Source organism: Streptococcus sp. STC1396, from assembly GCF_058933875.1.
Genome location: NZ_JBZYCU010000027.1, coordinates 1 through 22,595 on the forward strand (window position 1 = coordinate 1; position 22,595 = coordinate 22,595).

Sequence of the window (22,595 nt, forward strand, 5' to 3'; positions counted from 1 at the left end):
GACGCAGTGGTTGAGTGGGCTCTACTACGCTGATTTCATCAGCTTTTACAGCCCTACTCAACTGTGCGGAGGTGGGACGACGAAATCGAATTCTAACGAATTACCGATTTCTGTCCCACTCTCTTTTTCTCATTAATCAAGAGCAACCGCTCATTCTTTTAAGTGATAAGAATAGCTTGCAACCACGACATCCTCATACCATTTCAGATAGTATTTCAATTTCAAGCTCATCTGGTTATGCAGGACATTTTGCCATCTCTTTTTAGGTATAAACTGAGGTACTAGGACCGTCACTGTTCGGCCTTCTTTTTTGGCTCGTTTGGCCACTTTAATCACATACTGAACTGTCGGACTGATGATATTGCGGTAGCTAGTCGTGACTGTCTCAAAGCGAATATCTGGGAAGTAGTCAGCAAATTCCTCGGCGACTTCAGCATCTTTTTCAGCAGTTTCTGCTGTTGAAACGTGCATTGCCACGACTTCATCTCCGATACTGCGAGCATAGCTCATCGCACCAACACTGACTCGGGTAACATTCCCGACCAGGACAATTACTGTATTACCAGTGTAGTTCTGACGCTCGATATGGTCATGCAATCTCAACTGTTTAGCGACTCTATTATAGTGCTGCTTGATAGATAAAAACAGCCAAGTCAAGACAATGATAATAGGGAAGAAAGGCCAAATATCTTGAAGACGGAACAAGAGCAAAATAAGGACAATCGCGTAACAAATGATCGCTCCAAGGATATTCGCAATCGAATGACCCAAGAAATTATTTCCATATTTTTTCTTCCAATGGACAACCATACCAGTCTGTGAGAGAGCAAAGGGTACGAATACACCAATGGTGTACAGGGGAATCAAGCGCTCTGTATTTCCCTCAAAGATACACAAAAGAGCAATCGCTCCAAACGCCAAAGTGAAAATGCCATTAGAATAGCTCAGACGATCTCCTTTTTCCATGTACATATGAGGCATGTATTTATTCTTAGCCATATTGTAGGAGAGCATAGGAAAGGCTGAGAAGCCTGTATTGGCTGCCACTGCTAAGATCAAAGCAGTTGACAATTGGAAAACATAGAACAAGATGCGACCAAGGGGAGAGCTTCCCAAAATCGCTTGTGCCATCTGAGCCAATATCGTTACACCTTTGACAGGCACGATGCCAATCCAATAATTCAAGAAGGTAATGCCCGCAAACATGATGCCTAGGATTAAAGCCATAATCGATAGGGTGGTTGCAGCATTATGGGCTTTTGGTTTCTTGAAAAAGGGAACCGAATTGGAAATAGCTTCCACTCCTGTCAAGGAAGCAGAGCCGCTGGTGAAAGCACGAAGCAGTAAGATCAAACTTACTCCAGCAATCGGACTACCAATCCGCGCGGTTGCGTGATAGTCTAAATTTCCTGTCAGGATTTGCACAAAACCAAAACCAATCAACAATAAGGTGCTGACAATAAAAAGATAGACAGGAATCATCAAGGAAGCGGCCGATTCTTTTAATCCTCGGAGATTCATTAGCATCAACAAGAGAACTAGGAAAATGGAAATATGTAAATTGTAAGGATGTAAGACGGGAATTGCAGAGGTAATTGCGTCCGCTCCAGAAGCGACTGAAACGGCTACTGTCAACATGTAATCTACCAGCAAGCTCCCGCCAGCGATCAAACCTGCCGTTGGAGATAGATTTTCTGTCGTCACCATATAAGCTCCTCCTCCTTGAGGGTAAGCATGGATAACCTGACAATAGGAAACCGTTAAGCTCGCTAGTAGCACCAATACGACAATTCCTATGGGAAGCGACCACCAAATGGCGCCAATAGAAACAGAAGTCAAGACCAAAACAACCTGCTCTGGTCCATAAGCAATAGAAGATAAAGCGTCACTGGAGAGCATAGCCAAAGCTTGCATCTTGGTCAATAAATGACCATCCTCTCCTTCTTTACCGGATTTTAATGGGCGCCCAATAAAAAAACCTTTTAACTTGGAAAACATAAGTTCCTCCTTTAAAAACATGAGCCATTCTACTCCTTTTCGGAAAATATGTCAATACTTTTCTGAAAATAAATTTTCATAAAATTTAAACTTCCTGCTTTTTATCCAAATACTTGATGAAAACCATCTCAGTAGATATCAATATCATTCCCCAATCTCACTAAAAAATTGAAGGTGAAGAGGATAGAAATCGCAAGCGGCGTAGCTAAAAAGTACTCAAACAATCTATTTAAAGTTTCAAACACACTCTCCTACAAAATCTTCCATTTTTTTCTGGAGACAGCATGCTTATTTATAAAAAAATGAGCTTTATGCCAAGCTCGTTTTTGATATTTAAATTTCTTAAATTTTAGTGATTGTTCATAAAAGAGTTCTATCTCAGAATAAACAAGATGACAATGAATCAGAACGAAGCCTCTATCTTCCGAATACACCAGTCAATCAGCTCCTCCAGTCGCTCAATAGATTCGGTCATATGCAGGTAGCCCATAACAGCCTCAAAGCCGGTAGACATACGGTAGGTGACGATGTCCGTATTCTTAGCCTTGGTGTGGCTGTTGGCATTGCGGCCACGCTTATAAATATCCTCTTCCTTCTCCGTCAGAATCCCTTCTTCCAGCATAAGAGAGATAAGATTGGCCTGAGCCTTGGCAGAAACGTACTTGGTTGCTTCCCTGTGCAGCTGATTTGGCTTGGTCAGACCTTGAAAAATCAGGTGACGCCGGATATACATGGAGTAGACAGCATCTCCCTCAAAGGCGAGAGCAATGCCGTTAATCAGGTTGACATCAGTCACGTGTCCACCTCACTCCGTCCTTAGTATCCAAAAGCTTGATGCCCTGAGCGGCCAATTCATCCCGAATACGGTCTGCAGTCGCAAAGTCCCGATTAGCACGCGCTACTTGGCGTTCCTCAATCAAGCGCTCAATGTCTGCGTCCAAAACTTCTTCCACAAAGACGATACCGAAAACTTCTAAGAGTTTGGCCAAAGCTTCCTTGACTTCAGCGTTGTAGTTGCCAGAGTTAATCCACTTGGCTAGCTCAAAAACAACCGTGATTCCGTTAGCCGCATTGAAATCTTCGTCCATAGCAGCGGTGAACTTGTCTAGAAAGGCTTGAAGCTGAGCCGAATCTGCCTGACCAGTGAAAGGTTGCTCATAGGTATTCTTCAAATACTTAAGATTGGTCGCTGCATCATGAACGGCTTTTTCCGTGAAATTAATCGGCTTGCGATAATGCTGAGTAGCAAAGAAGAAACGCAGCACCTGACCATCAATGGTCTTGAGGGCATCATGAACGGTGATAAAATTACCTAGCGACTTGGACATCTTGACGTCGTCGATGTTGACAAAGCCATTGTGCATCCAATAGTTGGCAAAAGTCTGACCAGTCTTGGCCTCTGATTGGGCGATTTCATTGGTATGGTGAGGAAATTCTAAATCTGCTCCTCCACCGTGGATATCAATGGTATCACCCAAAATCTCCGTCGACATGACCGAACACTCGATATGCCATCCCGGACGACCAGGTCCCCAAGGACTGTCCCATGAAATCTCACCTGGCTTGGCTGCCTTCCAGAGAGCAAAGTCCACTGGATTTTCCTTACGAGCAGTCTCCTCATCTGTCCGACCAGAAGCACCCAACTCCAAGTCTGCCAAGGTTTTGTTGGCTAGCTTGGCATAATTGTGCGACTTTTCCACTCGGAAATAGACATCACCCTCTGACTCATAGGCAAAACCTTTTTCAATCAAGTCTTCCACAAAATGGATGATGTCAGCCATAAACTCCACAACACGCGGATGCTGAGTAGCCGGCTTGACCCCCAAAGCGGTCACATCTTCGCGAAATGCGGCGATATACTTGTCCGCCACTTCTTTGGGAGTGATGCCTTCTTCCTTGGCCCGATTGATAATCTTATCATCTACATCCGTGAAATTGGAAATATAGTTGACTTCAAATCCCCGATACTCAAAATAGCGACGAACCGTGTCAAAAGCTACTGTTGAGCGGGCATTGCCGACATGGATATAGTTATAAACCGTCGGACCGCAAACATACATGCGGACCTTGCCCTCCTCAATGGGCACAAATTCACGCAGGCTGCGGGTCATAGTATCATAGATTTTGATCATATTTACGATGCTGAGAGTCCTTAGAAAGCAGATAAGATCAACTACAGAAGCAGTCCTCTATTTTCAAACTTTCTGTCCCTACTCAGTTCCTTTCTAGTTCCTTTGCTATTGTCAAGGCGATGGTGAAAAAAGTCATGGCATCAGCCGTCCGCTCTTCATGGCGGGCATCCCAGGTTCGGTTATGATGATCCACATAGTCGGCTGTGTAGAAAAACTGATAGACCTTGGTCTGGCGGAATTGACTCCAAGCCATGATAGCCGAAGCTTCCATGTCCACCACTTGAGCTCCAGCAGCTAAGCGACGCTTGACCTTATCAGGCGTTTCCCGATAAAAGGCATCAGTCGTCCAAGACTTGGTGCGGATATGCTCGATATCGTGCTTATCAAAGATGGCTTCCAGCTCAACCAACAGGGATTCGTCATAGGCGATTTCATCACCCGGTGGGGCATAGTGATAGCTAGTCCCTTCATCTCGCAAAGCAGCAGCAGGCAAGATAATCTTGTCCGCCTCAATTGAGTCATCCAAAACGCCACAAGAACCTAGAATGATGAAATTCTTGAAACCTCTGGATGCCAACTCCTCCAGCTGACCAATCACTGATGGAGCTCCAATAAGTGCCGTCATGACCGCCACTCGATTTCCTTCACATTTATATATATACCAAGGAAATTTCCCGTTAAGATTTTTTAGATAGCCTCCCGGATAGACTTTTTCTGACTCAATCAAACGTTTCAGAATTTCTCCATTAAAGGACAGGATGATAGTTTTACAAACCTCTCCCTTATCAATAATCTGCCTATCTGTTGGTTCGATAACCCCAACTACATCTTCAAATTCTTCTAATAGCATAGCCCCTCTTTCTTTAAGGCTTCAGCAAATCCACCTTCATCTTTTCTATGCGGCGTAGCTTGGTCTCATCTTTCTTAGCTTCACTGATATAGCAAGTCCATTCTCTCTGATAACTGGGGGAGTTTGGTAAAATGCTCCTTGGCAGGACCAACCAACATTCCTTGCAGCTCAAGGACTGCTTGATTCAAAATAGAATCTGACATAGCCATCTCCTCCAGCTTTCATTTTTTGCTTTGAACATACTTGTAAACAAGTACTTCACGTCTTCCCTAAAGTTCTGACGAGTGATGGCTGCTATCACGGGCATGCTCCAGCTTGTCCAGATAGTATTCCCGCTTCTCCTCTACCTCGTGGATGGTCGGCTCATCTTTCTGACCGTGAACACGAACAATCTTAGCTGGGATACCAACCACTGTCACGTCACTAGGCACATCGGCCACGACTACAGCAGCAGCACCGACCTTGGCATTTTCACCAATTTCAACTGGACCAATGACTTGAGCGTGAGCGGAGACCAAGGCACCCCGACGCACTGTTGGATGACGTTTTCCTATATCCTTGCCTGTACCTCCTAGGGTCACACCGTGGTAAAGCATAGCTCCCTTCTCCACAATAGCCGTCTCTCCAATCACCAGACCGCTCCCATGGTCGATAAAGACACCCGACTCAATCTGAGCGCCCGGATGAATCTCAATCTGGGTCCAGAAACGCCAGAACTGGCTGTGCATGCGAGCCAGCAGCTTGAAACCATGCCTCCATAGAAAATGCGAAAAACGATGGGCCGCCAAGGCTTTGAGACCCGGATAGGTTAATAAAACTTCCAGCGATGTTCGAGCCGCTGGGTCATTTTCTTTTACAATATTAATGGATTCTTTCCACCAACCCATGCTAACCCCTTCCTTTCTCTTAAATAAGGAAAGACGAGAGCTCAGCTCGTCTCTACTAATGTTCATCTTACTCTAGGAAAAGTAAGCGGTTCAGAAACTCTGGCATAGAGCCTGCCAGCTTCAAACTAGTTAGACAGTTGCCTGCAAGCACGCCCGACTCCTAGCCGCCTAGACTCCCATAGGTCAAAGCAAACCTTTTGAAAGAGAGGGTGCCCCAAACGGACTAGTTTCTCTATCCTTCTGTTTGCTCGACTTTAATTTCCTTCCGCTCCTTGTGAACTTTTGGATGATGATGTTTCCCATGGTCTTTCTTTGGCTTATCAGACTTAGGCGGACGCGGCAAGAGAGCTTTCATAGAGGCATCTACGCGGCCTTTTTCGTCAATCTTAATGACTTTAACATCAACAAAGTCACCAATTTGCACCAGATCTTCGACATTGTTGGTCCGAGTCCAAGCCATTTCCGAAATGTGAACTAGTGCATCCGTCTTGTCAAAGAGGTTGACAAAGGCACCGAATTTCTCAATTCGAACAACCTTGGCATGATAAACTTCGTCCACTTTTGCTTCGCGGACCAGACCAGCAATAATTTCTTTGGCACGATTAATGGCCGCTTGATCGCTAGAGTAGATCGATACATTACCCTCTTCATCGATATCAATCTTAACACCTGTTTCAGCGATGATCTTGTCGATGGTTTCTCCGCCTTTTCCGATGACAATCTTAATCTTATCCACATCAATCTTGATGGTGTCGATTTTCGGAGCAGTCGGAGCCAACTCAGGACGCGGAGCTGGGATAGTCGCTTCAATCAAGTCTAGGATTTCAAAGCGGGCTTTCTTAGCTTGGCCCAGAGCTTCTGTCAGGATTTCTGCTGTAATTCCTTCAATCTTAATATCCATCTGCAGGGCGGTAATTCCTTCGCGAGTACCAGCTACCTTAAAGTCCATATCGCCAAAGTGGTCTTCCAAACCTTGAATATCCGTCAGAACTGTGTAGTTGCTGCCGTCTGAAATCAAGCCCATGGCAATTCCAACAACCGGCGCCTTGATTGGCACACCACCGGCCATCAGAGCCAAAGTGCCCGCACAGATAGAGGCTTGGGAGGAAGAACCGTTTGATTCCAAGACTTCCGCTACCAGACGAATTGCATACGGAAACTCTTCCAGACTAGGCAAGACTTGCTCCAGAGCACGTTCCCCAAGAGCACCATGTCCGATTTCACGACGGCCAGGAGCCCCATAACGGCCTGTCTCACCGACAGAATATTGCGGGAAGTTATAGTGGTGCATGAAGCGTTTCTTGTATTCTGGATCCAAGCCGTCAATGATTTGCGTTTCTCCCATTGGTGCCAGGGTCAGGACAGACAAGGCTTGGGTTTGCCCGCGAGTAAAGAGACCGGATCCATGCACGCGTGGCAGATAATCCACTTCTGCATCCAGCGGACGGATTTCATCGACCTTACGGCCATCAGGACGGACCTTATCTTCGGTAATCAAACGGCGAACTTCAGCATGCTCCATTTGCTCTAAGATTTCAGCTACATCACGCATGATACGGTCGAATTCTTCGTGGTCTGCATATTTTTCTTCATAGACTGCTGTGACTTGGTCTTTGACAGCCTGGGTTGCGGCTTCACGCGCCAGCTTTTCTTCTACCTGAACAGCCTTTTGCAAGTCGCTGTTGTATGCTGCGACAATCTCTGCCTGCAGCTCTTCATCAACATGCAGCAATTCTACTTCCGCTTTTTCCTTGCCGACTGCCGCTACGATTTCTTCTTGGAAGGCAATCAATTCTTTGACTGCTTCGTGCCCTTTGAGAAGAGCTTCCAGCATGATATCTTCAGTAAGCTCCTTAGCTCCAGACTCTACCATGTTGATAGCCTCTTTGGTACCAGCCACTGTCAGTTCCAAAAGCGAAACTTCTTTTTGTTCCTTGCTAGGATTGATGATAAATTCACCGTCTACATAGCCGACCTGAACTCCTGCGATAGGGCCATTAAAAGGAATATCTGAGATAGAAAGAGCCAGAGAGCTACCGAACATAGCAGCCATTTGAGGCGAAGCATCTTCGTCATAAGAAAGAACAGTATTGATAACCTGAACTTCATTGCGGAAACCTTCCGCAAACATAGGGCGAATCGGACGGTCAATCAAACGAGCCGTCAAAGTCGCATCTGTTGAAGGACGACCTTCACGTTTCATAAAGCCACCAGGGTATTTCCCAGCCGCATACATTTTTTCCTCATAGTTGACCTGCAATGGGAAAAAGTCACCCGTAGCCATCTTTTTGGACATGGTTGCCGCAGTTAAGACGGTACTTTCTCCATATCGAACAACGGCGCTGCCATTTGCCTGCTTTGCAACCTGACCGGTTTCAACAACCAGCTCACGACCTGCAAAAACGGTTTTAAAAACTTGTTTTGTCATAAAGACTCCTTGCCGAGCACATGCTCAAATTTTTTCATACGCCTTGGCTACAAAGATCAAGATATTAAGACCGTCAAAAGCAAAGTAAAAATAGAGAACTGACGAAGTCTTCGATGAAGACAAGACAGTTTATCTTTTTTACACAGCTTTTAGGTCGTATTCAGTTCATCAAGATACACTTAAAGTGCTAAGGAGCGGTTCGACTAGCTCTTTTAATTTGATTTAATGGTTTTAGTAGTTTATTATATCCTCATCTTTGTATCAAGCACGTACAGACCCTATTTTACCACAATTTCAACCAAAAGAAAAAGACCGAAAATGGCTTTTTTCTATAAAAGCGCTGAAAATCTATTTTTCTTTTTTCTAAGCAGACAGCTGAAGTCATATTTCCCTAATTTTTTCCTATGAGCAAGGCATTCTGAAGGATTTTTTGCTATACTGAATATAGCTATTTAATCAAAAGGAGTAGACTATGGAACAAAAACATCGTTCTGAATTTCCGGAAAATGAACTCTGGAACCTAACGGCCCTTTACCAAGACCAAGAGGACTTCCTAAGAGCTATCGAAAAGGCCAGAGAGGACATCCAGAAATTCGTCCGTGATTACCAAGGCAAGCTCAGCACTTTCGAAGATTTTGAACGGGCATTTGCTGAGTTAGAGCAGATTTATATCCAAATCAACCACATTGGTAACTACGGTTTTATGCCACAGACCACTGACTTTGGCGACGAGAGCTTTGCGCAGATTGCCCAAGCAGCCATGGAGTTTGAGACGGAGGCCAATGTCGCACTCAGCTTCTTTGACGATGCCCTGGTTGGCGCAGACGAGGCTGTCTTGGAGAGACTAGGCCAAGAGCCCCATCTGACTTCAGCCATTCGTCAAGCTAAAATCAAAAAAGCCCACTATCTGGGAGCGGATGTCGAAAAAGCCTTGACCAATCTAGGTGAAGTCTTTTACAGTCCACAGGATATTTACACCAAGATGCGAGCTGGCGACTTTGCCATGGCTGACTTTGAAGTAGACGGCAAAGTTTACAAAAACAGCTTTGTCACCTATGAGAATTTCTATCAAAACCATGAAAATGCAGAAATCCGCGAAAAATCTTTCCGCTCTTTCTCTGAAGGACTTCGTCAGCACCAAAACACTGCCGCTGCTGCCTATTTGGCTCAGGTCAAGTCCGAAAAATTGCTGGCTGACATGAAGGGCTATGACTCTGTCTTTGACTACTTACTGGCAGAGCAAGAAGTTGATCGCTCTATGTTTGACCGGCAGATTGACTTGATTATGAGCGAATTTGCCCCAGTAGCTCAGAAATACCTCAAGCATGTCGCTAAGGTAAATGGACTTGAAAAAATGACCTTTGCTGACTGGAAGCTGGACTTGGACAGCGAGCTTAATCCTGAAGTCAGCATTGATGATGCCTATGACCTGGTCATGAAGTCAGTCGAGCCACTCGGACAAGAGTATTGTCAAGAAGTTGCCCGATATAAGGAAGAACGTTGGGTCGACTTTGCGGCCAATGCCGGGAAAGACTCTGGAGGCTATGCTGCTGATCCTTATCGGGTTCACCCTTATGTCCTCATGAGTTGGACTGGTCGCATGAGCGATGTCTATACTCTGATTCACGAGATCGGCCACTCTGGTCAGTTTATCTTCTCTGACAATCACCAAAGCTACTTCAACGCCCATATGTCCACCTATTATGTGGAAGCACCGTCTACCTTTAATGAACTCCTGCTCAGTGATTACCTGGAGCGCCAATTTGATAACCCACGCCAGAAACGCTTTGCCCTAGCTCACCGTCTGACGGATACTTACTTCCACAACTTCATCACTCACTTGCTGGAAGCTGCCTTCCAACGCAAGGTCTATACTTTGATTGAAGAAGGCGGAACCTTCGGTGCAAGCAAACTCAACGCTATCATGAAAGAAGTCTTGACAGAATTTTGGGGCGATGCCGTTGAAATCGACGATGATGCTGCCCTGACCTGGATGCGTCAGGCCCACTACTACATGGGACTTTACAGCTACACTTACTCCGCAGGTTTGGTCATTTCTACTGCTGGTTACCTACACCTGAAGAATGACGAAAATGGTGCCCGCGACTGGCTTGAACTGCTAAAATCTGGCGGCAGCAAGACTCCGCTTGAGTCAGCTATGATTATCGGTGCGGATATTTCGACAGACAAACCACTCCGCGATACTATCCAGTTCCTATCTGACACTGTAGAGCAGATTATTGCTTACAGTAAAGAGTTAGGATAGTAATCCTATATCTTTAGCATCAGACTCAGATTATTCATCTGGGTCTAATTTTTTAGTTCTTTTAAAGAATAAATTCCTATCTACATTTTCAATTATTCTCAAACATTTATTGAAAACGCTTCCGTTTTGTGATATGATGTCCTTGGATATATATCCGAAGGGAGTTTTAATTTGAAAAAAATTTTTGAAAAGCCGACCTTGAAGAAAATACTGTTTGTTCTGGCAGTTCTCTTCATCATCATTCTTGCACCAATCACTATGCCATTGATGTTCATGGGAGGATGCTTTGGTATTTGGCGCTTCACTAAACGAAAGCCGAATATTAGAAAGCGCAATATTGCTATTGCTGTTACTATTGTCGGGATACTAGGAAGCTATGCAGTAGGTAAACTAACTCCTGATGTTATTAAAGAGCAGACAGAACAGACCCAGGTAACCAAATTTACATCTAATAGCTCCTCGTCTAGCTCATCATCACAAACTAGTAACTCTGCAAGCAACTCTACTACGTCTAGCAGTAAAAAGGAAAAGCAAGAAAAAGAGCTACAGGAAGCACAGAAACAAAAGCAGGAAGAGGAGAAAAAAGCTCGCGAGGAACAAGCACGTCAAGAAGCTGAGACTATGAAAATTGTTGAGGAAGCCAATCAGGCTGTCCAACAGCTTGAAAATAATCAGGTCGCAGACAATATTTCTCCGGCACAAGCTGCGGTCGAACGTGTTTCAGATCCAACTACAAAAGCTAACTTGACTGCTCGTATCGGCCAAGTTCAAAACGCAATTAACCAACAGGCGGAGGAGGCTCGCCTTGCAGAGGAAGCACGCCAACAAGCAGAGAGACAGGCAGCGGAACAGCAACAAACAAGAACCGTTTATGTCGCTCGATACGGAAGAGCAGATGTCTATTGGTATAGCATGGAGAATATGCCATCCAATACACGTTTTGACAGAGTCGTGTCCATGACTGAAGCAGATGCAATTGCCTCTGGAAAACGGCACACAAGCAAAGAGTAATATAAAAAGAGATGAACAAGAAAGCTTTTTCCCTTCATCTCTTTCATAGCCAAGGCAGTACATAGGAAAATGATAAACCTGTGCGCGATACCATCGAATTCCTATCTGATACTGTTGAGCAGATTATTGCCTACAGTGAGGCATTGGGGGAATAATAAATAGACAAAATCAGCTTGAACCTTTCGTTCAAGCTGATTGTTTAGGCCTTATAAAAATTTTAAAAAAGTCTGAACAAATACAAATAAAGCAAGATATAAACACTAAAACAGGTGATAAAGATAAGCCACCTTGTCCAGAACTGGGAGTTGGTATAATTTTCAGGTCGCAATAGCCCGATGAAAAACCAAATCAGACTCCAAAAAACCAGTCCTAAAATCTGAGGAGCACAATAGGAAATCAAAAGCAAAATTGGAATCAACAAGGCTAATACTAGTATGATTCTTTTTTGTGTTATCTGTTCCCGCTGGATCATACAACCCACAAAGAAACAGAAAACCGCTGGAGCGATGAATGGTGTCAAAATCATAAAAGCAAAGAAGAAATTCGCTAATAACTTAATAATAACCAGCACCTCGTTTCCATCATGTTTTAAATAGTCCGTCTCTCTAGCGCGGCCTATTTAACAAATTTACCCGATAATTTTCTTTTTTCTTATTATACCTTAAATATTGTCTTTTTAAACAAAAAATTTAAAATTAATCTATTTGCTTATCTTCTTCCATCATTTATCAGTGAAAATAAAAAACTGCTCTTTATTTTGGAGCAGTTTCATTTTAAAACAGGTCTATTTTAGTCTTGTACTCACTGACTATCCTAACTCCGCCACAATGGCTTTAATCTGCTGGGCAGTATGGACACCCGCTACCTGCTTGACGACTTGACCGTCTTTTTTAAAGAGTAAGGTCGGGATAGACATGATGCCAAAGGCGCGTGCTGTAGCTGGATTTTCATCCACATCCAGCTTGACAATCTTGAGTTCATCTTCAGAAAGTTCCTCTGATAGTTTATCGAGGATTGGCCCCTGCATGCGGCAAGGTCCGCACCAAGTCGCCCAAAAGTCAATGAGCACTAATCCTTCCCTGGTTTCTTGTTCAAAACTTGCATCTGTGATTGCTTTTACCATTATTTTTCTCCTTTATTTTTAGTCAAACTTTGCCAAATCCTGCTTCATCAGGAAAAAGAACACATCGCCGTAAGTGCCCTGATAGTTCAAATCATAGCCTTTATAAGTCAGCTTTTTAACTGCATAATAATCTGCGACACCGACAAGGCAGGCTTGTTGAGAACGTTCAAACTCCTGATAAGACTCAAAGGTCATCTTCCGCTCCTGCTTGACAGCATCCAAATATGTAATTTCAATCATAAGACCTCCTTTCGATTACAATTGTAACCGACATGTTTTATAGCTTTATTGTAATCAATAATGTTACATCTGTCAAATAAAACGACTTGGAGAAATCACTTCGCTTTTCAAGCAACTCACCGGTTTTCTGACAAACAAAAAAGCCTCCCATCGGAAGACTTTCCCATATAAATAAGAAAAACCAGGCTCAGTGCCCCTTGTGCTTTTCCAATCGTTTTTGCTGTTTGAGTTCGAATTTCCTTTGCTTAGCCAGTTCTTTCTGCTGCTTGCGCTTGACTTGAGCGATTTTCTTTTGCTCTTCAAATTGCAGCTTCAGCGCTTCCTGAGACTTTGAAGAACGTGAAGCCATCTGCTCTTTTTTAGCCTGTCTCTGCAGGCGTTTAGGACTGACCGACTTAGTCTTCTCCTTCACTCTGATGCTAGGACTAAACTGCAACCGGTGATAATAACGGTTTAGAAAATCCAACAATTCCTGCGTGCTAGGCTCTGCACCAAAGGTAACTCGGCAAACTCTATAAGATTGAGCATGTTCCTGCTCGAAAAGACCGTGCCAAAACCCCTCTTCAAAATAAACTGTCAGCGTCATTGAAATCTTATCCATGACAGCACCTCCTTTAAAAATTCCTAAGAATGGACAACCAAGGAGGAAGGTTACTGACAAAAAATGGATTTTTTGCGTCTGGACTACCAACCAGAACTGTGTTTTTATCTTAGTAGCTACAGTCTAGCAAGATTTTCTAAAAAATTCAAGGTTATCGAAATCTCGCTTAGATAAGTGAACTGGATTTTCTAGTATAAAATCCAGAAAAATCAAAAAGCAAGAAATCTCTCTCCTTGTAAAAAAGCTTCATTTCCGCTATAATACTACAAATACTGAAAGGAGAGAGAGATGAAATACATTTGGGCCTTCTTAGTAACCTTGGTCTTGGCTGGACTGACTGTTTTCTTCTGGTATTCCCAGACTAAATCTAATCCCACCCCTCCTATGCAAGAAACCACACAGATATCTTCTAGTGAAAAAACCGACAACCAGCCGACGCCAACGGAAGACATCGTGTCCGAGGAATATAGTGTTTCATACGATGATAAACAGCTCTACGGCGTGATTACCGCTCCTCGTGACTACAAGAATAAAAAATTACCAACCATTGTCATCGCGCATGGATTTAACAACACCCTTGAGCAATATGAAATGTACAGCCAGCTGCTGGCAAAGCAAGGTTATCTAGTCTACAGCTTTGATTTCTACGGTGGCAGTCGTCGCTCCAAAAGTGGAGGACAGGATATGCTGAATATGTCGGTCAAGACCGAACTCACAGACTTGACCCAAGTCATGGAAAGGCTTAGCTCCGAGATATTTGTAGACAAAAGCAGAATGAGCTTATTCGGTGCCAGCCAAGGCGGTGTTGTTGCCAGTCTCTATGCTGCAGCTTATCCTGACCGTGTGTACAAACTCATGCTTATCTTTCCGGCCTTCGTTCTTTTCGATGATGCCAAGGAGACCTACCGTGAGCTGGGAAGCCCAGACCTCGACCAACTTCCTGATAGCCTGATGCACCGTAATGCAACTCTGGGCAAGATATATCTGATTGATGCCTTGGACATCAACATCCAAGCAGAGCTAGCCAAAATCACAGCTCCAACCCTCATTATCCACGGTACTGACGACGCTGTCGTTCCCTACCAGTATGCGGTTGACGCCAGTCAGACCATTCCAAATGCAGAGCTGGTCACTGTAGAAGGCGGGAAACATCGCATTGACCAACGCTTCGCTATCATTGCCGCTCCTGCAATCCAAAAATTCTTGAAAGAGTAAAACTCACTGATAGAAAAAGTTCTTCTAAAGAAATAGAAGAGCTTTTTAGTTGAAGCATTAGAAGAATTAGCCTAAGACAGAAGATGTCAATGATACTTGAGTATCTCAAGACGGGCTAAATTTTAGAGGTAAGATAGTCAAAAAGTCCTCTGAAAGAAGAGAGCTGATTTGAGCTCGGACTATAATCCTAATAAAAAAGAAAAGCTACTCTTTAGTAGAGCAGCTTCAACTTTGTGTATTCAATTGAACACGGCCTAAGCGGGTTGATAAAACAAAAAAGCCCTCTGAAATCAGAGAGCTAATTTGAACTCGGGGTAAAATCCTAGTGAAAATTAAAAATCTCCCCGAAGGGAGAAGATCTGATTTATTTTACCTTACAGTGCTAGGAACCGTAACCGAAGATAATACTTGAGTATATCGAGGTAAGGTGACAAGGCAATGTAAGTGGAAAATAAAGCAGATTAACGACGAAGTCCAAGAGAGTTGATCAACTCACGGTAACGGTTAACGTCATTCTTACGAAGGTAAGCCAAAAGGTTACGACGGCGACCGATTTTCTTCATCAAACCACGGTAAGTAGCGTGGTCTTTTTTGTGTTGTTTGATGTGTTCGTTGAGGTGGTTGATTTCCCAAGTAAGGACAGCAACTTGTACCTCTACTGAACCAGTGTCACCTTCGTGACGTGCGTATTGTGCAATGATTTCATTTTTTTTCTCTTTTGAGATTGCCATGATATACTCCTTTTCTTTACGCTTCATCCGAGTGGCAGGTTTGGCAGGGCCTGCAACCAAGAAGAAGTTATTTGTCTTTTAGACATTCTTATTCTATCAGGAAGGAAAGGTTTTGTCAAATGTTCTAGTTTTCATACACGATAAATCTGTGTAGATAGTCCCCAAGCATCACTCAAGAATTTTTGCAAAAGGATTTGGATGACCAGCTGTGAAAAACTGACCTAGTCGCTTCATCAAAAATCAAGGACTTCTTACACTTTTATCGAGCCCCCACGTCTAAGTAGCCACTTTTTGACATTGGAGCAGGATTAGCTTATACTGAATTTAAGTTCATACAAAGAGAACGTCCTATGAAATATATCGAGTTTAGGGGAGCTCAAGCGAAAATTTTCTAAACTGCCCCAAACAGAAGATGTGTATAAAAACTATAATTTTTTGGCTAAAATCCTCTCCTGAGTAGAGCCAAGACGTGGTTAGAGCCTGCTGTAGAATGCCTCGTTAATAGGAACTCCAGACTCACAGGGGAAAATTTGTCGTATTTAAAGACTGGAAAAGGATACTCAGCAAAGAAATCCAATATTTCCAACTAACAGATAAAAACTACTCTCCATGAAAGGAAAAGATACATGAACCATTTTGACACAATCATCATCGGCGGAGGACCGGCTGGCATGATGGCTGCCATTTCCAGCTCTTTCTACGGACAGAAGACCTTGCTCCTTGAGAAAAATAAACGACTGGGCAAGAAACTAGCCGGTACAGGCGGCGGGCGCTGCAATGTGACCAATAATGGAGATTTGGATGACCTCATGGCCGGTATCCCAGGCAACGGGCGGTTTCTTTATAGCGTCTTTTCCCAGTTTGACAACCATGATATCATCAACTTCTTTACAGAGAACGGCGTCAAACTCAAGGTTGAGGACCACGGCCGTGTTTTCCCAGCGACGGACAAGTCCCGCACCATTATCGAAGCTTTGAAAAAGAAAATTGCAGAGCTGGGCGGCACTGTCATCACCAATACTGAAATTGTCTCCGTCAAAAAAATTGATGGGCTTTTCACTGTCAGATCCAGCGACCAGACTTGGACCTGCCAGAAATTGATTGTGACGACTGGTGGCAAGTCCTACCCTTCAACAGGATCGACTGGCTTCGGTCACGATATTGCCCGGCACTTCAAGCACACGGTGACTGACCTGGAGGCTGCTGAAAGTCCTCTTCTGACTGACTTTCCTCACAAAGCACTTCAGGGGATTTCGCTGGACGATGTGACCCTGAGCTATGGCAAGCATGTCATCACCCACGATCTGCTCTTTACCCACTTTGGCCTATCAGGTCCGGCAGCCCTTCGCTTGTCTAGCTTTGTCAAGGGTGGCGAAACCATTTATCTGGATCTTCTGCCACAGATGAGGAAGCAGGATTTGACAGACTTTTTAGAAGAACATCGGGAAAAATCGCTGAAGAACTGCCTGAAAATCCTCCTGCCCGAGCGAATGGCAGACTTTTTGGCCCAGCCCTTTCCCGAGAAAGTCAAACAACTCAATCTCAGTGAAAAAGATGCCCTCATCAAGCAAATCAAAGAACTGCCCATCTCTGTCACCGGCAAAATGTCTCTGGCCAAGTCCTTTGTCACCAAGGGTGGCGTCAGCCTCAAAGAAATTAATCCCAAAACTCTGGAAAGCAAGCTCGTTCCCGGCCTCCACTTTGCTGGAGAAGTCCTAGACATCAATGCCCACACGGGTGGCTTCAACATCACATCTGCCCTTTGCACCGGCTGGGTGGCTGGGAGCTTGCATTATGAGTGATTGTTTAGATTCCACCATTCATCTCAAACAAAAGGAAGAAACAAATGAATCGACTGGAAAATGTAGAATTCGTCAATATGTGCATGATTTATGACGGAGAAAAAGTTCTCGTCCAAGAACGAGTCAAGTCTGACTGGCCCGGCATCACTTTTCCTGGCGGGCATGTAGAGCGTGGAGAATCTTTTACCGATGCAGTTATCAGAGAAGTCAAAGAAGAAACTGGATTAACCATATCCAAGCCTCAACTTTGCGGCATAAAGGATTGGTATGATGATAAAGATTTTCGTTATGTCGTCCTGCTCTATAAGACAAGGCACTATTCTGGTGTACTGCAATCCTCAAATGAAGGAAAGGTCTGGTGGGAAGATTTTAAAAATCTGTCCCATTTAAAGCTGGCAACCAGTGACATGTCTGATATGCTGCGTGTTTTTTTAGAAGACGATTTAAGTGAATTCTTTTACTATAAAGACGATGACGACTGGCTTTATGACTTGAAGTAGAATAAAATAGGCTAGGAAATTCCTAGCCTATTTATTTCGCATTTGTCCGCACATAAGCCGCAATCACATCAGCTGTGTACTGGGCAGTGCCTGGTCCGAACTTGTCAATATTCTTCTTAAACTCTGGATTGTGGACATAGCCCTGACCGATGTAAGCAAAGACTTGCAGTGAGCAGTCAAAGCCGTAAGTGCGAATGGCTTGTAAGAGACGCGCTGCCTGCTCTTGATTTTCTGCTGCTTCAACTGGCAAGCCTTGCTGCACATTCTCTGCCAGACTTTGAAAAACTTGATTGAAGGCTGCGGCAGCTTCTTCTTCCCGTCCATTTTGACGAGCCAGTGCTTCCGCCATGACTTCTTGACCGTATTCTTCGACGGCTTCTTGATGGTATTTGTGATTATCTTCGTAGGTAAAGCCTGCAAATTTTTCTTTCATTGTCATCTTTCTTTCTCCTTTTTCTTCTTGGATGGTTTTTTGTAAGGTGGAAATCAAGGTGTCCAAGCGGTCTCTTTCCTGCTGCAAATACTCTAACTGTCTAACCAGATGTGGCAATAAGTCCTGTTCATTCTGACCCAGCAGCTCTGCTATTTTCTCCAAGGAAAAGCCCAGATACTTATAGTAAAGGATGACCTGCAGTCGCTCTAAATCAGCTTGGCTGTATGTCCGATAGCCATTTTCTGATTTGGCAGGGACTAAAAGTCCGATTTTGTCATAATGATGCAAGGTTTTGACAGAGACTCCCGAAAGCTGCGCAGCTTCTTTGATATGATACATAAAAAAACCTCCTTGCCCTTATAGTATAAGCCCTGACCTTAGGGCAGAGTCAAGCTTTTTTATAAAAATTTTAAAACCTTCTTAGATTTTCCCAAGCGACTCAAATTTATTTACAAGAAATCACAGCAATGAAAGCTAATTTTTCTTGATTTTTTGGGAACATTTTCATAACTTAGCCGTAGTTTCCATTTTTGAGGGCATTGAAGCAGATTTTCAGAGTACTGCCTAGGTCGTCATCCACCTCATCGAAAACTTTTCTCCTATTGTAGCATAATTTCTGATATTTCCAGATAACCTCTACAAAAACAAAGACACCTCGTCCAAGAAGGTGCATTGATTAAAAAATGAGACGTGAGAGGGCTGCCAGTACAACGCCAAAAATAACGGTTGCAATCAGATTTTTGTATCTAAAGGATACATAGGTTGTCGGAAAAACAACTAGCAAATCCAGCCATCTGAAACTAGGAAGGCGTCCTGGCTGAGCATTGGTAACGCTGGATAAAATCAAAGCAAAAATAATAGATACAGGCAAGTATTTAAGGAAACGCTCCACCATGGGCGGAAGTCCCTTGTATTTGACCAAAATAAAAGGCAAGACTCGCGGAATCCAAGTGACGACAGCCGAAAAAAGAATAGCCAGCAAAATATACTTACTTATCATCCAAGATCACCCCCACCGTACAACCCAACAATGTAGCAAAGAGCACCGCCAATGAATTTTGAACCACCATGGTCAAAAGCAGATAGGTGATACCCACCACGCTCAAAACCAGAAAAAGCTTGTTCATCTTAATCCGACGCAGCATAATGGCAAACTGAGAAGAGAAAATGCCAACAAACATAGCCACCAAGGCAAAATCCAAGCCGAATCGTTCAGGATTGGGCAAGAGCCCGCCTAAGGCTGCCCCTAAAATAGTTCCCAAGACCCAAAAAGTATAACTCATGAAATTATTGCCCATCATCCAGTAAGCAGAAATTTCCCCTGTATGTACCTGCTCTCCCATCAGGACACCGTAGGACTCATCCGTCAAGAAAGAACCAATAATCATATTCTGCGCCAGACTAGATTTACGAAAAAAAGCTGATGCATGCAGACAAAGCAAGAGATGGCGGATATTAATGAGAAAGACCGTTAGAGCAATGGCCAAAACCGGCGCCTGCTGGGCAAATAGACCAATCATAGCAAACTGGGCACTGCCTGCATAAATCAGAATGCTCATTAGAGCCATCTCAAACGGATTCATATAAGGCGCTGCCATGACACCGCAGGCCAGACCGATTCCAATATAGCCCAAAGCCGTTGGCACCGCTGCCTGAACCCCTTGTTTAAAAGTCTGTCCTCTCATAAATCCTTCTCTTCTTCCATCGTTTCAAAGGCCAGACTTGGCTTGGCATTCAGGTCTAGACTGGCAAAATTTTCTTTGTTCCACTCACTGACACTGGCATAGGCAATCATACCAGCATTGTCACCGCAGAGGCGCAGAGGCGGAATGATCACCTTAACATCCTGAATCTCAGCTGCCAAGCGTTCTCTCAGGCCTTGATTGGCCGCAACACCGCCCGCCACGACCAGAGTCTTGACTGGATATTTTTCCAGCGCTTTCTTAGTCTTGACCATGAGAATATCCATGACCGCTGCCTGAAAGCTTGCTGACAGGTCTTGATTAGACAAGACTTCTCCCTTTTGCTGGGCATTGTGGTGCAGGTTGATAAAGGCCGACTTGAGACCGGAAAAAGAAAATTCCAGATTGTCCTCCTTGATCATGGCCCGCGGAAAATCATATATATCCCGTCCTTGATGAGCCAGCTGATCAATCTCCCGTCCTGCTGGATAGGTCAGGCCCATAACGCGACCGACCTTGTCATAGGCTTCACCAACCGCATCATCACGGGTTTCCCCAACAATTTTATAATCACCAGCCTGAGTGACATAGACCAGCTCAGTGTGACCGCCGCTGACCAAGAGAGCCAGCAAGGGAAATTCCAAGGGCTCCACGCTCTGGGCTGCCATCAGGTGTCCAGCCATGTGATTGACTGGAATCAGGGGAATATCATGAGCCCAGGCAAAAGACTTGGCCGCTGCCAAGCCGACCAGAAGCGCCCCAACCAGACCAGGACCGTAGGTGACGGCCACCGCTGTGACTTGCTCCTCACTAATCCCTGCTTCTGCCAAGGCCTCCTCGATGCAAACCGTAATGACCTCCACATGGTGACGGCTGGCCACTTCCGGTACCACTCCACCAAAACGCTTGTGGCTCTCAATCTGGCTGGCAATGACATTGCTCAAAAGCTCCGTCTCATTCTTCAGAACCGCCACACTGGTCTCGTCACAAGACGTCTCAAAAGCTAAAATATATCTATCTTTCATGGATCTCTCTTTTCATGACAATCGCATCTTCCACCGGCGCATGATAGTAGGCCTTCCGCCGCGCGATTTCTTCAAATTTTTCTTTTTTGTAAAATAGCAGAGCTGGCCTGTTCGACTCCCTAACTTCGAGGAAAATTTCTTTATCTGCTGGCAAAAAGTCAAACAAGGCTGTCGCGATTTTCTGCCCCTGATAGCTAGGCAATACAGCAATTTGCAGAACTTCTGCTTCAAAGTCTGTCTCCTGCCAGATTAAAAAGCCGACAAGCTGAGTCTCATCTGCTGCTATTGCACAACTGTTCACATCCGAACGCAGAACCTCTTCCATTTGTATGGCTGTCCAAGGACTGACCTCATAGACTGCAAGTAAGAGCTCTTCCAGCTCTTCTGCTAGAACTGCCGCGTCCACATTCAAGCTGTCGCTCCATTTTCTCAACTTAATCATAGGCGCTGAATGTAAGAATCGCTGGATTCCTGGTGGGTCTTGAGCCAATTTTCCTCGGCTTCTACCCGCTTGAGATAGTTAGGGACAAAGTCATGAATGGACTGGGCTGGCAGGTCTAAACCGAGACGACCAATAGCTGCTGCGTCTGGTAAGGTCGGCTGAAGGGCAGCCTGAGGAAGAGCAGCTTCAATCTGCTCCGCAAAAGTTGCTGTCTCTCCGACAAAAGTGACGGGCTGATTAGCAGCGCTAACTATGTCTAAAACCTCTGCCAAAGGAAGATGGGCCTCCGGCCGCATAGCCTGACCAGACTGATAAAAGCCAGCATAGACATTATTGCGGCGGGCATCCACGATGGGAATGACCAAACCTTCCACCTGCTCTGGTACTAAAGCCAGCAGACTAGACACACCGACCAGCTCGATCTTGAGGGTATGCGCTAGAGTCTTGGCTGTCGCCACCGCAATTCTCAGGCCTGTGTAGCTGCCCGGCCCCTGAGCCACCGCGATACGATCCAAATCAGCCGACTTCATGTCCAGACTATTCATCAGAAAATCGATAGCTGGCATAAGGGTAATACTATGATTTTTCTTGATATTGAGCGTCACCTGTCCTAAGAGATCCTTATCTTCTAAAACAGCCAGCGACAAAGCCCTATTTGATGTATCAAATGCTAAAATTTTCATACTAAGTTATTCCTTACTCGAATGTCTGCCTACTATTATACTACAAAAAGCCTAATCGCGGATAGAGAAACCTTTCAAAGATTTATTTAGCCAAGAGCAACTTTTACTAAAATGAAATTGGCTTCACAAAGCAAAACTGTTCTCCCTTCCGTTTTCTCAATTCTGCCTTTTACTAATACGTTATTTTATGTTATAATTGGTTAGAATTATAACGAATCAAGGTCAATCTACTACCCAGAAAATTGAATAAGACAAAGCAGCTGACCAGCTGTCGTTTTCTGTAGCTTGATCATGAAAATGGAAGGAAATGTAATGATTTACAAAGTTTTTTATCAGGAAACAAAAGATCGTAGCCCACGCCGTGAAAAAACACATGCCCTTTATTTAGAAGTAGAGGCAGCCGATGAGTTGGAAGGCCACATCAAAGCCCGCAAATTGGTCGAAGAAAAGACTCCATACAATATCGAATTTATCGAGCTCTTGTCTGACAAACATTTGGAGTACGAAAAAGAGTCAGGCACCTTCGAATTGACGGAGTTATAACCT

23 protein-coding genes and 2 pseudogenes are annotated in these 22,595 nt (G+C 44.3%); 6 read left to right on the forward strand and 19 right to left on the reverse strand.

Translation table 11 applies throughout. From position 1 onward, the window contains the following. Positions 1 to 150 precede the first annotated feature (150 nt). From AC5FEC_RS08830 to pnp, 7 genes and pseudogenes are all read right to left on the reverse strand, one after another. Positions 151 to 1,998, reverse strand: coding sequence for an APC family permease (locus tag AC5FEC_RS08830; protein ID WP_493661949.1), 1,848 nt, complete (start codon positions 1,996 to 1,998; stop codon positions 151 to 153). A 403-nt stretch (positions 1,999 to 2,401) separates the two neighbouring features. Then, positions 2,402 to 2,794: a Mini-ribonuclease 3 gene (locus tag AC5FEC_RS08835; protein ID WP_002905373.1), complete on the reverse strand. Its 393-nt coding sequence runs from the start codon at positions 2,792 to 2,794 to the stop codon at positions 2,402 to 2,404. Further along, positions 2,787 to 4,130, reverse strand: a complete 1,344-nt coding sequence (gene cysS, locus AC5FEC_RS08840) for a cysteine--tRNA ligase (RefSeq protein WP_493661950.1) — start codon at positions 4,128 to 4,130, stop codon at positions 2,787 to 2,789. The genes AC5FEC_RS08835 and cysS overlap by 8 nt, the downstream gene beginning before the upstream one ends. 82 nt (positions 4,131 to 4,212) lie before the next feature. Then, positions 4,213 to 4,980, reverse strand: coding sequence for a nucleoside phosphorylase (locus AC5FEC_RS08845; protein ID WP_493661951.1), 768 nt, complete (start codon positions 4,978 to 4,980; stop codon positions 4,213 to 4,215). A 13-nt stretch (positions 4,981 to 4,993) separates the two neighbouring features. Next, a pseudogene (locus AC5FEC_RS08850) lies at positions 4,994 to 5,189 on the reverse strand (YdeI/OmpD-associated family protein). Positions 5,190 to 5,249: 60 nt separating this feature from the next. Further along, positions 5,250 to 5,867 carry a serine O-acetyltransferase gene (cysE, locus tag AC5FEC_RS08855; protein WP_493661952.1) on the reverse strand — a complete coding sequence of 206 codons (618 nt, stop codon included), beginning with the start codon at positions 5,865 to 5,867 and terminating at the stop codon, positions 5,250 to 5,252. 232 nt (positions 5,868 to 6,099) lie between these two features. Beyond that, the gene (gene pnp, locus AC5FEC_RS08860) at positions 6,100 to 8,295 is read right to left on the reverse strand and encodes a polyribonucleotide nucleotidyltransferase (protein ID WP_493661953.1); all 2,196 of its coding nucleotides are present in this window, start codon (positions 8,293 to 8,295) and stop codon (positions 6,100 to 6,102) included. 472 nt (positions 8,296 to 8,767) lie between these two features. Here pnp and pepF point away from each other — a divergent pair, with 472 nt between their 5' ends. Further along, the gene (gene pepF / locus AC5FEC_RS08865) at positions 8,768 to 10,561 is read left to right on the forward strand and encodes an oligoendopeptidase F (protein ID WP_493661954.1); all 1,794 of its coding nucleotides are present in this window, start codon (positions 8,768 to 8,770) and stop codon (positions 10,559 to 10,561) included. A 171-nt stretch (positions 10,562 to 10,732) separates the two neighbouring features. After that, the gene (locus AC5FEC_RS08870; protein WP_493661955.1) at positions 10,733 to 11,572 is read left to right on the forward strand and encodes a hypothetical protein; all 840 of its coding nucleotides are present in this window, start codon (positions 10,733 to 10,735) and stop codon (positions 11,570 to 11,572) included. Between the two features lie 217 nt (positions 11,573 to 11,789). Here AC5FEC_RS08870 and AC5FEC_RS08875 read toward each other — a convergent pair whose 3' ends face one another. From AC5FEC_RS08875 to AC5FEC_RS08890, 4 genes are all read right to left on the reverse strand, one after another. Then, positions 11,790 to 12,191 carry a hypothetical protein gene (locus AC5FEC_RS08875; protein ID WP_493661967.1) on the reverse strand — a complete coding sequence of 134 codons (402 nt, stop codon included), beginning with the start codon at positions 12,189 to 12,191 and terminating at the stop codon, positions 11,790 to 11,792. Positions 12,192 to 12,380: 189 nt separating this feature from the next. Continuing rightward, positions 12,381 to 12,695, reverse strand: a complete 315-nt coding sequence (gene trxA, locus AC5FEC_RS08880; RefSeq protein WP_234550892.1) for a thioredoxin — start codon at positions 12,693 to 12,695, stop codon at positions 12,381 to 12,383. A gap of 18 nt (positions 12,696 to 12,713) precedes the next feature. Continuing rightward, complete coding sequence (locus tag AC5FEC_RS08885; RefSeq protein WP_037617455.1) at positions 12,714 to 12,935, reverse strand: DUF4649 family protein; 222 nt, start codon at positions 12,933 to 12,935, stop codon at positions 12,714 to 12,716. 187 nt (positions 12,936 to 13,122) lie between these two features. After that, positions 13,123 to 13,536 carry a YjdF family protein gene (locus AC5FEC_RS08890; protein WP_268690379.1) on the reverse strand — a complete coding sequence of 138 codons (414 nt, stop codon included), beginning with the start codon at positions 13,534 to 13,536 and terminating at the stop codon, positions 13,123 to 13,125. Positions 13,537 to 13,824: 288 nt separating this feature from the next. On the opposite strand from AC5FEC_RS08890, the gene AC5FEC_RS08895 reads away from it, so the two are divergent. Further along, on the forward strand, positions 13,825 to 14,751 hold the full coding sequence (locus AC5FEC_RS08895; RefSeq protein WP_493661956.1) for an alpha/beta hydrolase family protein: 927 nt from the start codon (positions 13,825 to 13,827) through the stop codon (positions 14,749 to 14,751). 461 nt (positions 14,752 to 15,212) lie between these two features. Here the strand turns inward: AC5FEC_RS08895 and rpsO are convergent, their stop codons facing one another. Next, entirely contained in the window at positions 15,213 to 15,482 is a 270-nt protein-coding gene (gene rpsO, locus AC5FEC_RS08900; RefSeq protein ID WP_001018251.1) for a 30S ribosomal protein S15, read from the reverse strand. Positions 15,483 to 16,108: 626 nt separating this feature from the next. Here rpsO and aao point away from each other — a divergent pair. Further along, positions 16,109 to 17,284 (forward strand): aminoacetone oxidase, encoded by a 1,176-nt coding sequence (gene aao / locus AC5FEC_RS08905; protein ID WP_493661957.1) that lies wholly within the window; start codon positions 16,109 to 16,111, stop codon positions 17,282 to 17,284. 44 nt (positions 17,285 to 17,328) lie between these two features. Next, positions 17,329 to 17,784, forward strand: coding sequence for an 8-oxo-dGTP diphosphatase (locus tag AC5FEC_RS08910; protein ID WP_002919740.1), 456 nt, complete (start codon positions 17,329 to 17,331; stop codon positions 17,782 to 17,784). Positions 17,785 to 17,815: 31 nt separating this feature from the next. Here the strand turns inward: AC5FEC_RS08910 and AC5FEC_RS08915 are convergent, their stop codons facing one another. The 7 genes and pseudogenes from AC5FEC_RS08915 to tsaB form a co-directional block, all read right to left on the reverse strand. Continuing rightward, on the reverse strand, positions 17,816 to 18,556 hold the full coding sequence (locus AC5FEC_RS08915; protein WP_493661958.1) for a MerR family transcriptional regulator: 741 nt from the start codon (positions 18,554 to 18,556) through the stop codon (positions 17,816 to 17,818). Positions 18,557 to 18,662: 106 nt separating this feature from the next. Next, positions 18,663 to 18,794 (reverse strand): annotated as a pseudogene (locus tag AC5FEC_RS08920) (SAM-dependent methyltransferase); the annotation flags it as partial. 99 nt (positions 18,795 to 18,893) lie between these two features. Continuing rightward, complete coding sequence (locus AC5FEC_RS08925) at positions 18,894 to 19,217, reverse strand: AzlD domain-containing protein (RefSeq protein WP_037614781.1); 324 nt, start codon at positions 19,215 to 19,217, stop codon at positions 18,894 to 18,896. After that, complete coding sequence (locus AC5FEC_RS08930; RefSeq protein WP_037614783.1) at positions 19,207 to 19,902, reverse strand: AzlC family ABC transporter permease; 696 nt, start codon at positions 19,900 to 19,902, stop codon at positions 19,207 to 19,209. Before AC5FEC_RS08930 ends, AC5FEC_RS08925 begins: the two co-directional genes overlap by 11 nt. Next, positions 19,899 to 20,924: a tRNA (adenosine(37)-N6)-threonylcarbamoyltransferase complex transferase subunit TsaD gene (gene tsaD, locus AC5FEC_RS08935; RefSeq protein WP_493661959.1), complete on the reverse strand. Its 1,026-nt coding sequence runs from the start codon at positions 20,922 to 20,924 to the stop codon at positions 19,899 to 19,901. Before tsaD ends, AC5FEC_RS08930 begins: the two co-directional genes overlap by 4 nt. Beyond that, positions 20,914 to 21,366 (reverse strand): ribosomal protein S18-alanine N-acetyltransferase, encoded by a 453-nt coding sequence (gene rimI, locus AC5FEC_RS08940; RefSeq protein WP_149517798.1) that lies wholly within the window; start codon positions 21,364 to 21,366, stop codon positions 20,914 to 20,916. Before rimI ends, tsaD begins: the two co-directional genes overlap by 11 nt. Further along, positions 21,363 to 22,049, reverse strand: a complete 687-nt coding sequence (gene tsaB / locus AC5FEC_RS08945; RefSeq protein WP_493661960.1) for a tRNA (adenosine(37)-N6)-threonylcarbamoyltransferase complex dimerization subunit type 1 TsaB — start codon at positions 22,047 to 22,049, stop codon at positions 21,363 to 21,365. Before tsaB ends, rimI begins: the two co-directional genes overlap by 4 nt. Before the next feature lie 312 nt (positions 22,050 to 22,361). Between tsaB and AC5FEC_RS08950 the strand changes: the two genes are divergently transcribed. Then, entirely contained in the window at positions 22,362 to 22,592 is a 231-nt protein-coding gene (locus tag AC5FEC_RS08950; RefSeq protein WP_493661961.1) for a DNA-dependent RNA polymerase subunit epsilon, read from the forward strand. The last annotated feature ends 3 nt before the right edge of the window (positions 22,593 to 22,595 follow it).

Coding starts and splice junctions, on each gene's coding strand:
- AC5FEC_RS08830 (WP_493661949.1), bottom strand. CDS start 1,998: ATGTTTTCCAAGTTAAAAGGTTTTTTTATTGGGCGCCCATTAAAATCC.
- cysS (WP_493661950.1), bottom strand. CDS start 4,130: ATGATCAAAATCTATGATACTATGACCCGCAGCCTGCGTGAATTTGTG.
- AC5FEC_RS08845 (WP_493661951.1), bottom strand. CDS start 4,980: ATGCTATTAGAAGAATTTGAAGATGTAGTTGGGGTTATCGAACCAACA.
- cysE (WP_493661952.1), bottom strand. CDS start 5,867: ATGGGTTGGTGGAAAGAATCCATTAATATTGTAAAAGAAAATGACCCA.
- pnp (WP_493661953.1), bottom strand. CDS start 8,295: ATGACAAAACAAGTTTTTAAAACCGTTTTTGCAGGTCGTGAGCTGGTT.
- pepF (WP_493661954.1), top strand. CDS start 8,768: ATGGAACAAAAACATCGTTCTGAATTTCCGGAAAATGAACTCTGGAAC.
- trxA (WP_234550892.1), bottom strand. CDS start 12,695: ATGGTAAAAGCAATCACAGATGCAAGTTTTGAACAAGAAACCAGGGAA.
- AC5FEC_RS08885 (WP_037617455.1), bottom strand. CDS start 12,935: ATGATTGAAATTACATATTTGGATGCTGTCAAGCAGGAGCGGAAGATG.
- AC5FEC_RS08890 (WP_268690379.1), bottom strand. CDS start 13,536: ATGGATAAGATTTCAATGACGCTGACAGTTTATTTTGAAGAGGGGTTT.
- AC5FEC_RS08895 (WP_493661956.1), top strand. CDS start 13,825: ATGAAATACATTTGGGCCTTCTTAGTAACCTTGGTCTTGGCTGGACTG.
- rpsO (WP_001018251.1), bottom strand. CDS start 15,482: ATGGCAATCTCAAAAGAGAAAAAAAATGAAATCATTGCACAATACGCA.
- aao (WP_493661957.1), top strand. CDS start 16,109: ATGAACCATTTTGACACAATCATCATCGGCGGAGGACCGGCTGGCATG.
- AC5FEC_RS08910 (WP_002919740.1), top strand. CDS start 17,329: ATGAATCGACTGGAAAATGTAGAATTCGTCAATATGTGCATGATTTAT.
- AC5FEC_RS08915 (WP_493661958.1), bottom strand. CDS start 18,556: ATGTATCATATCAAAGAAGCTGCGCAGCTTTCGGGAGTCTCTGTCAAA.
- AC5FEC_RS08925 (WP_037614781.1), bottom strand. CDS start 19,217: ATGATAAGTAAGTATATTTTGCTGGCTATTCTTTTTTCGGCTGTCGTC.
- AC5FEC_RS08930 (WP_037614783.1), bottom strand. CDS start 19,902: ATGAGAGGACAGACTTTTAAACAAGGGGTTCAGGCAGCGGTGCCAACG.
- tsaD (WP_493661959.1), bottom strand. CDS start 20,924: ATGAAAGATAGATATATTTTAGCTTTTGAGACGTCTTGTGACGAGACC.
- rimI (WP_149517798.1), bottom strand. CDS start 21,366: ATGATTAAGTTGAGAAAATGGAGCGACAGCTTGAATGTGGACGCGGCA.
- tsaB (WP_493661960.1), bottom strand. CDS start 22,049: ATGAAAATTTTAGCATTTGATACATCAAATAGGGCTTTGTCGCTGGCT.
- AC5FEC_RS08950 (WP_493661961.1), top strand. CDS start 22,362: ATGATTTACAAAGTTTTTTATCAGGAAACAAAAGATCGTAGCCCACGC.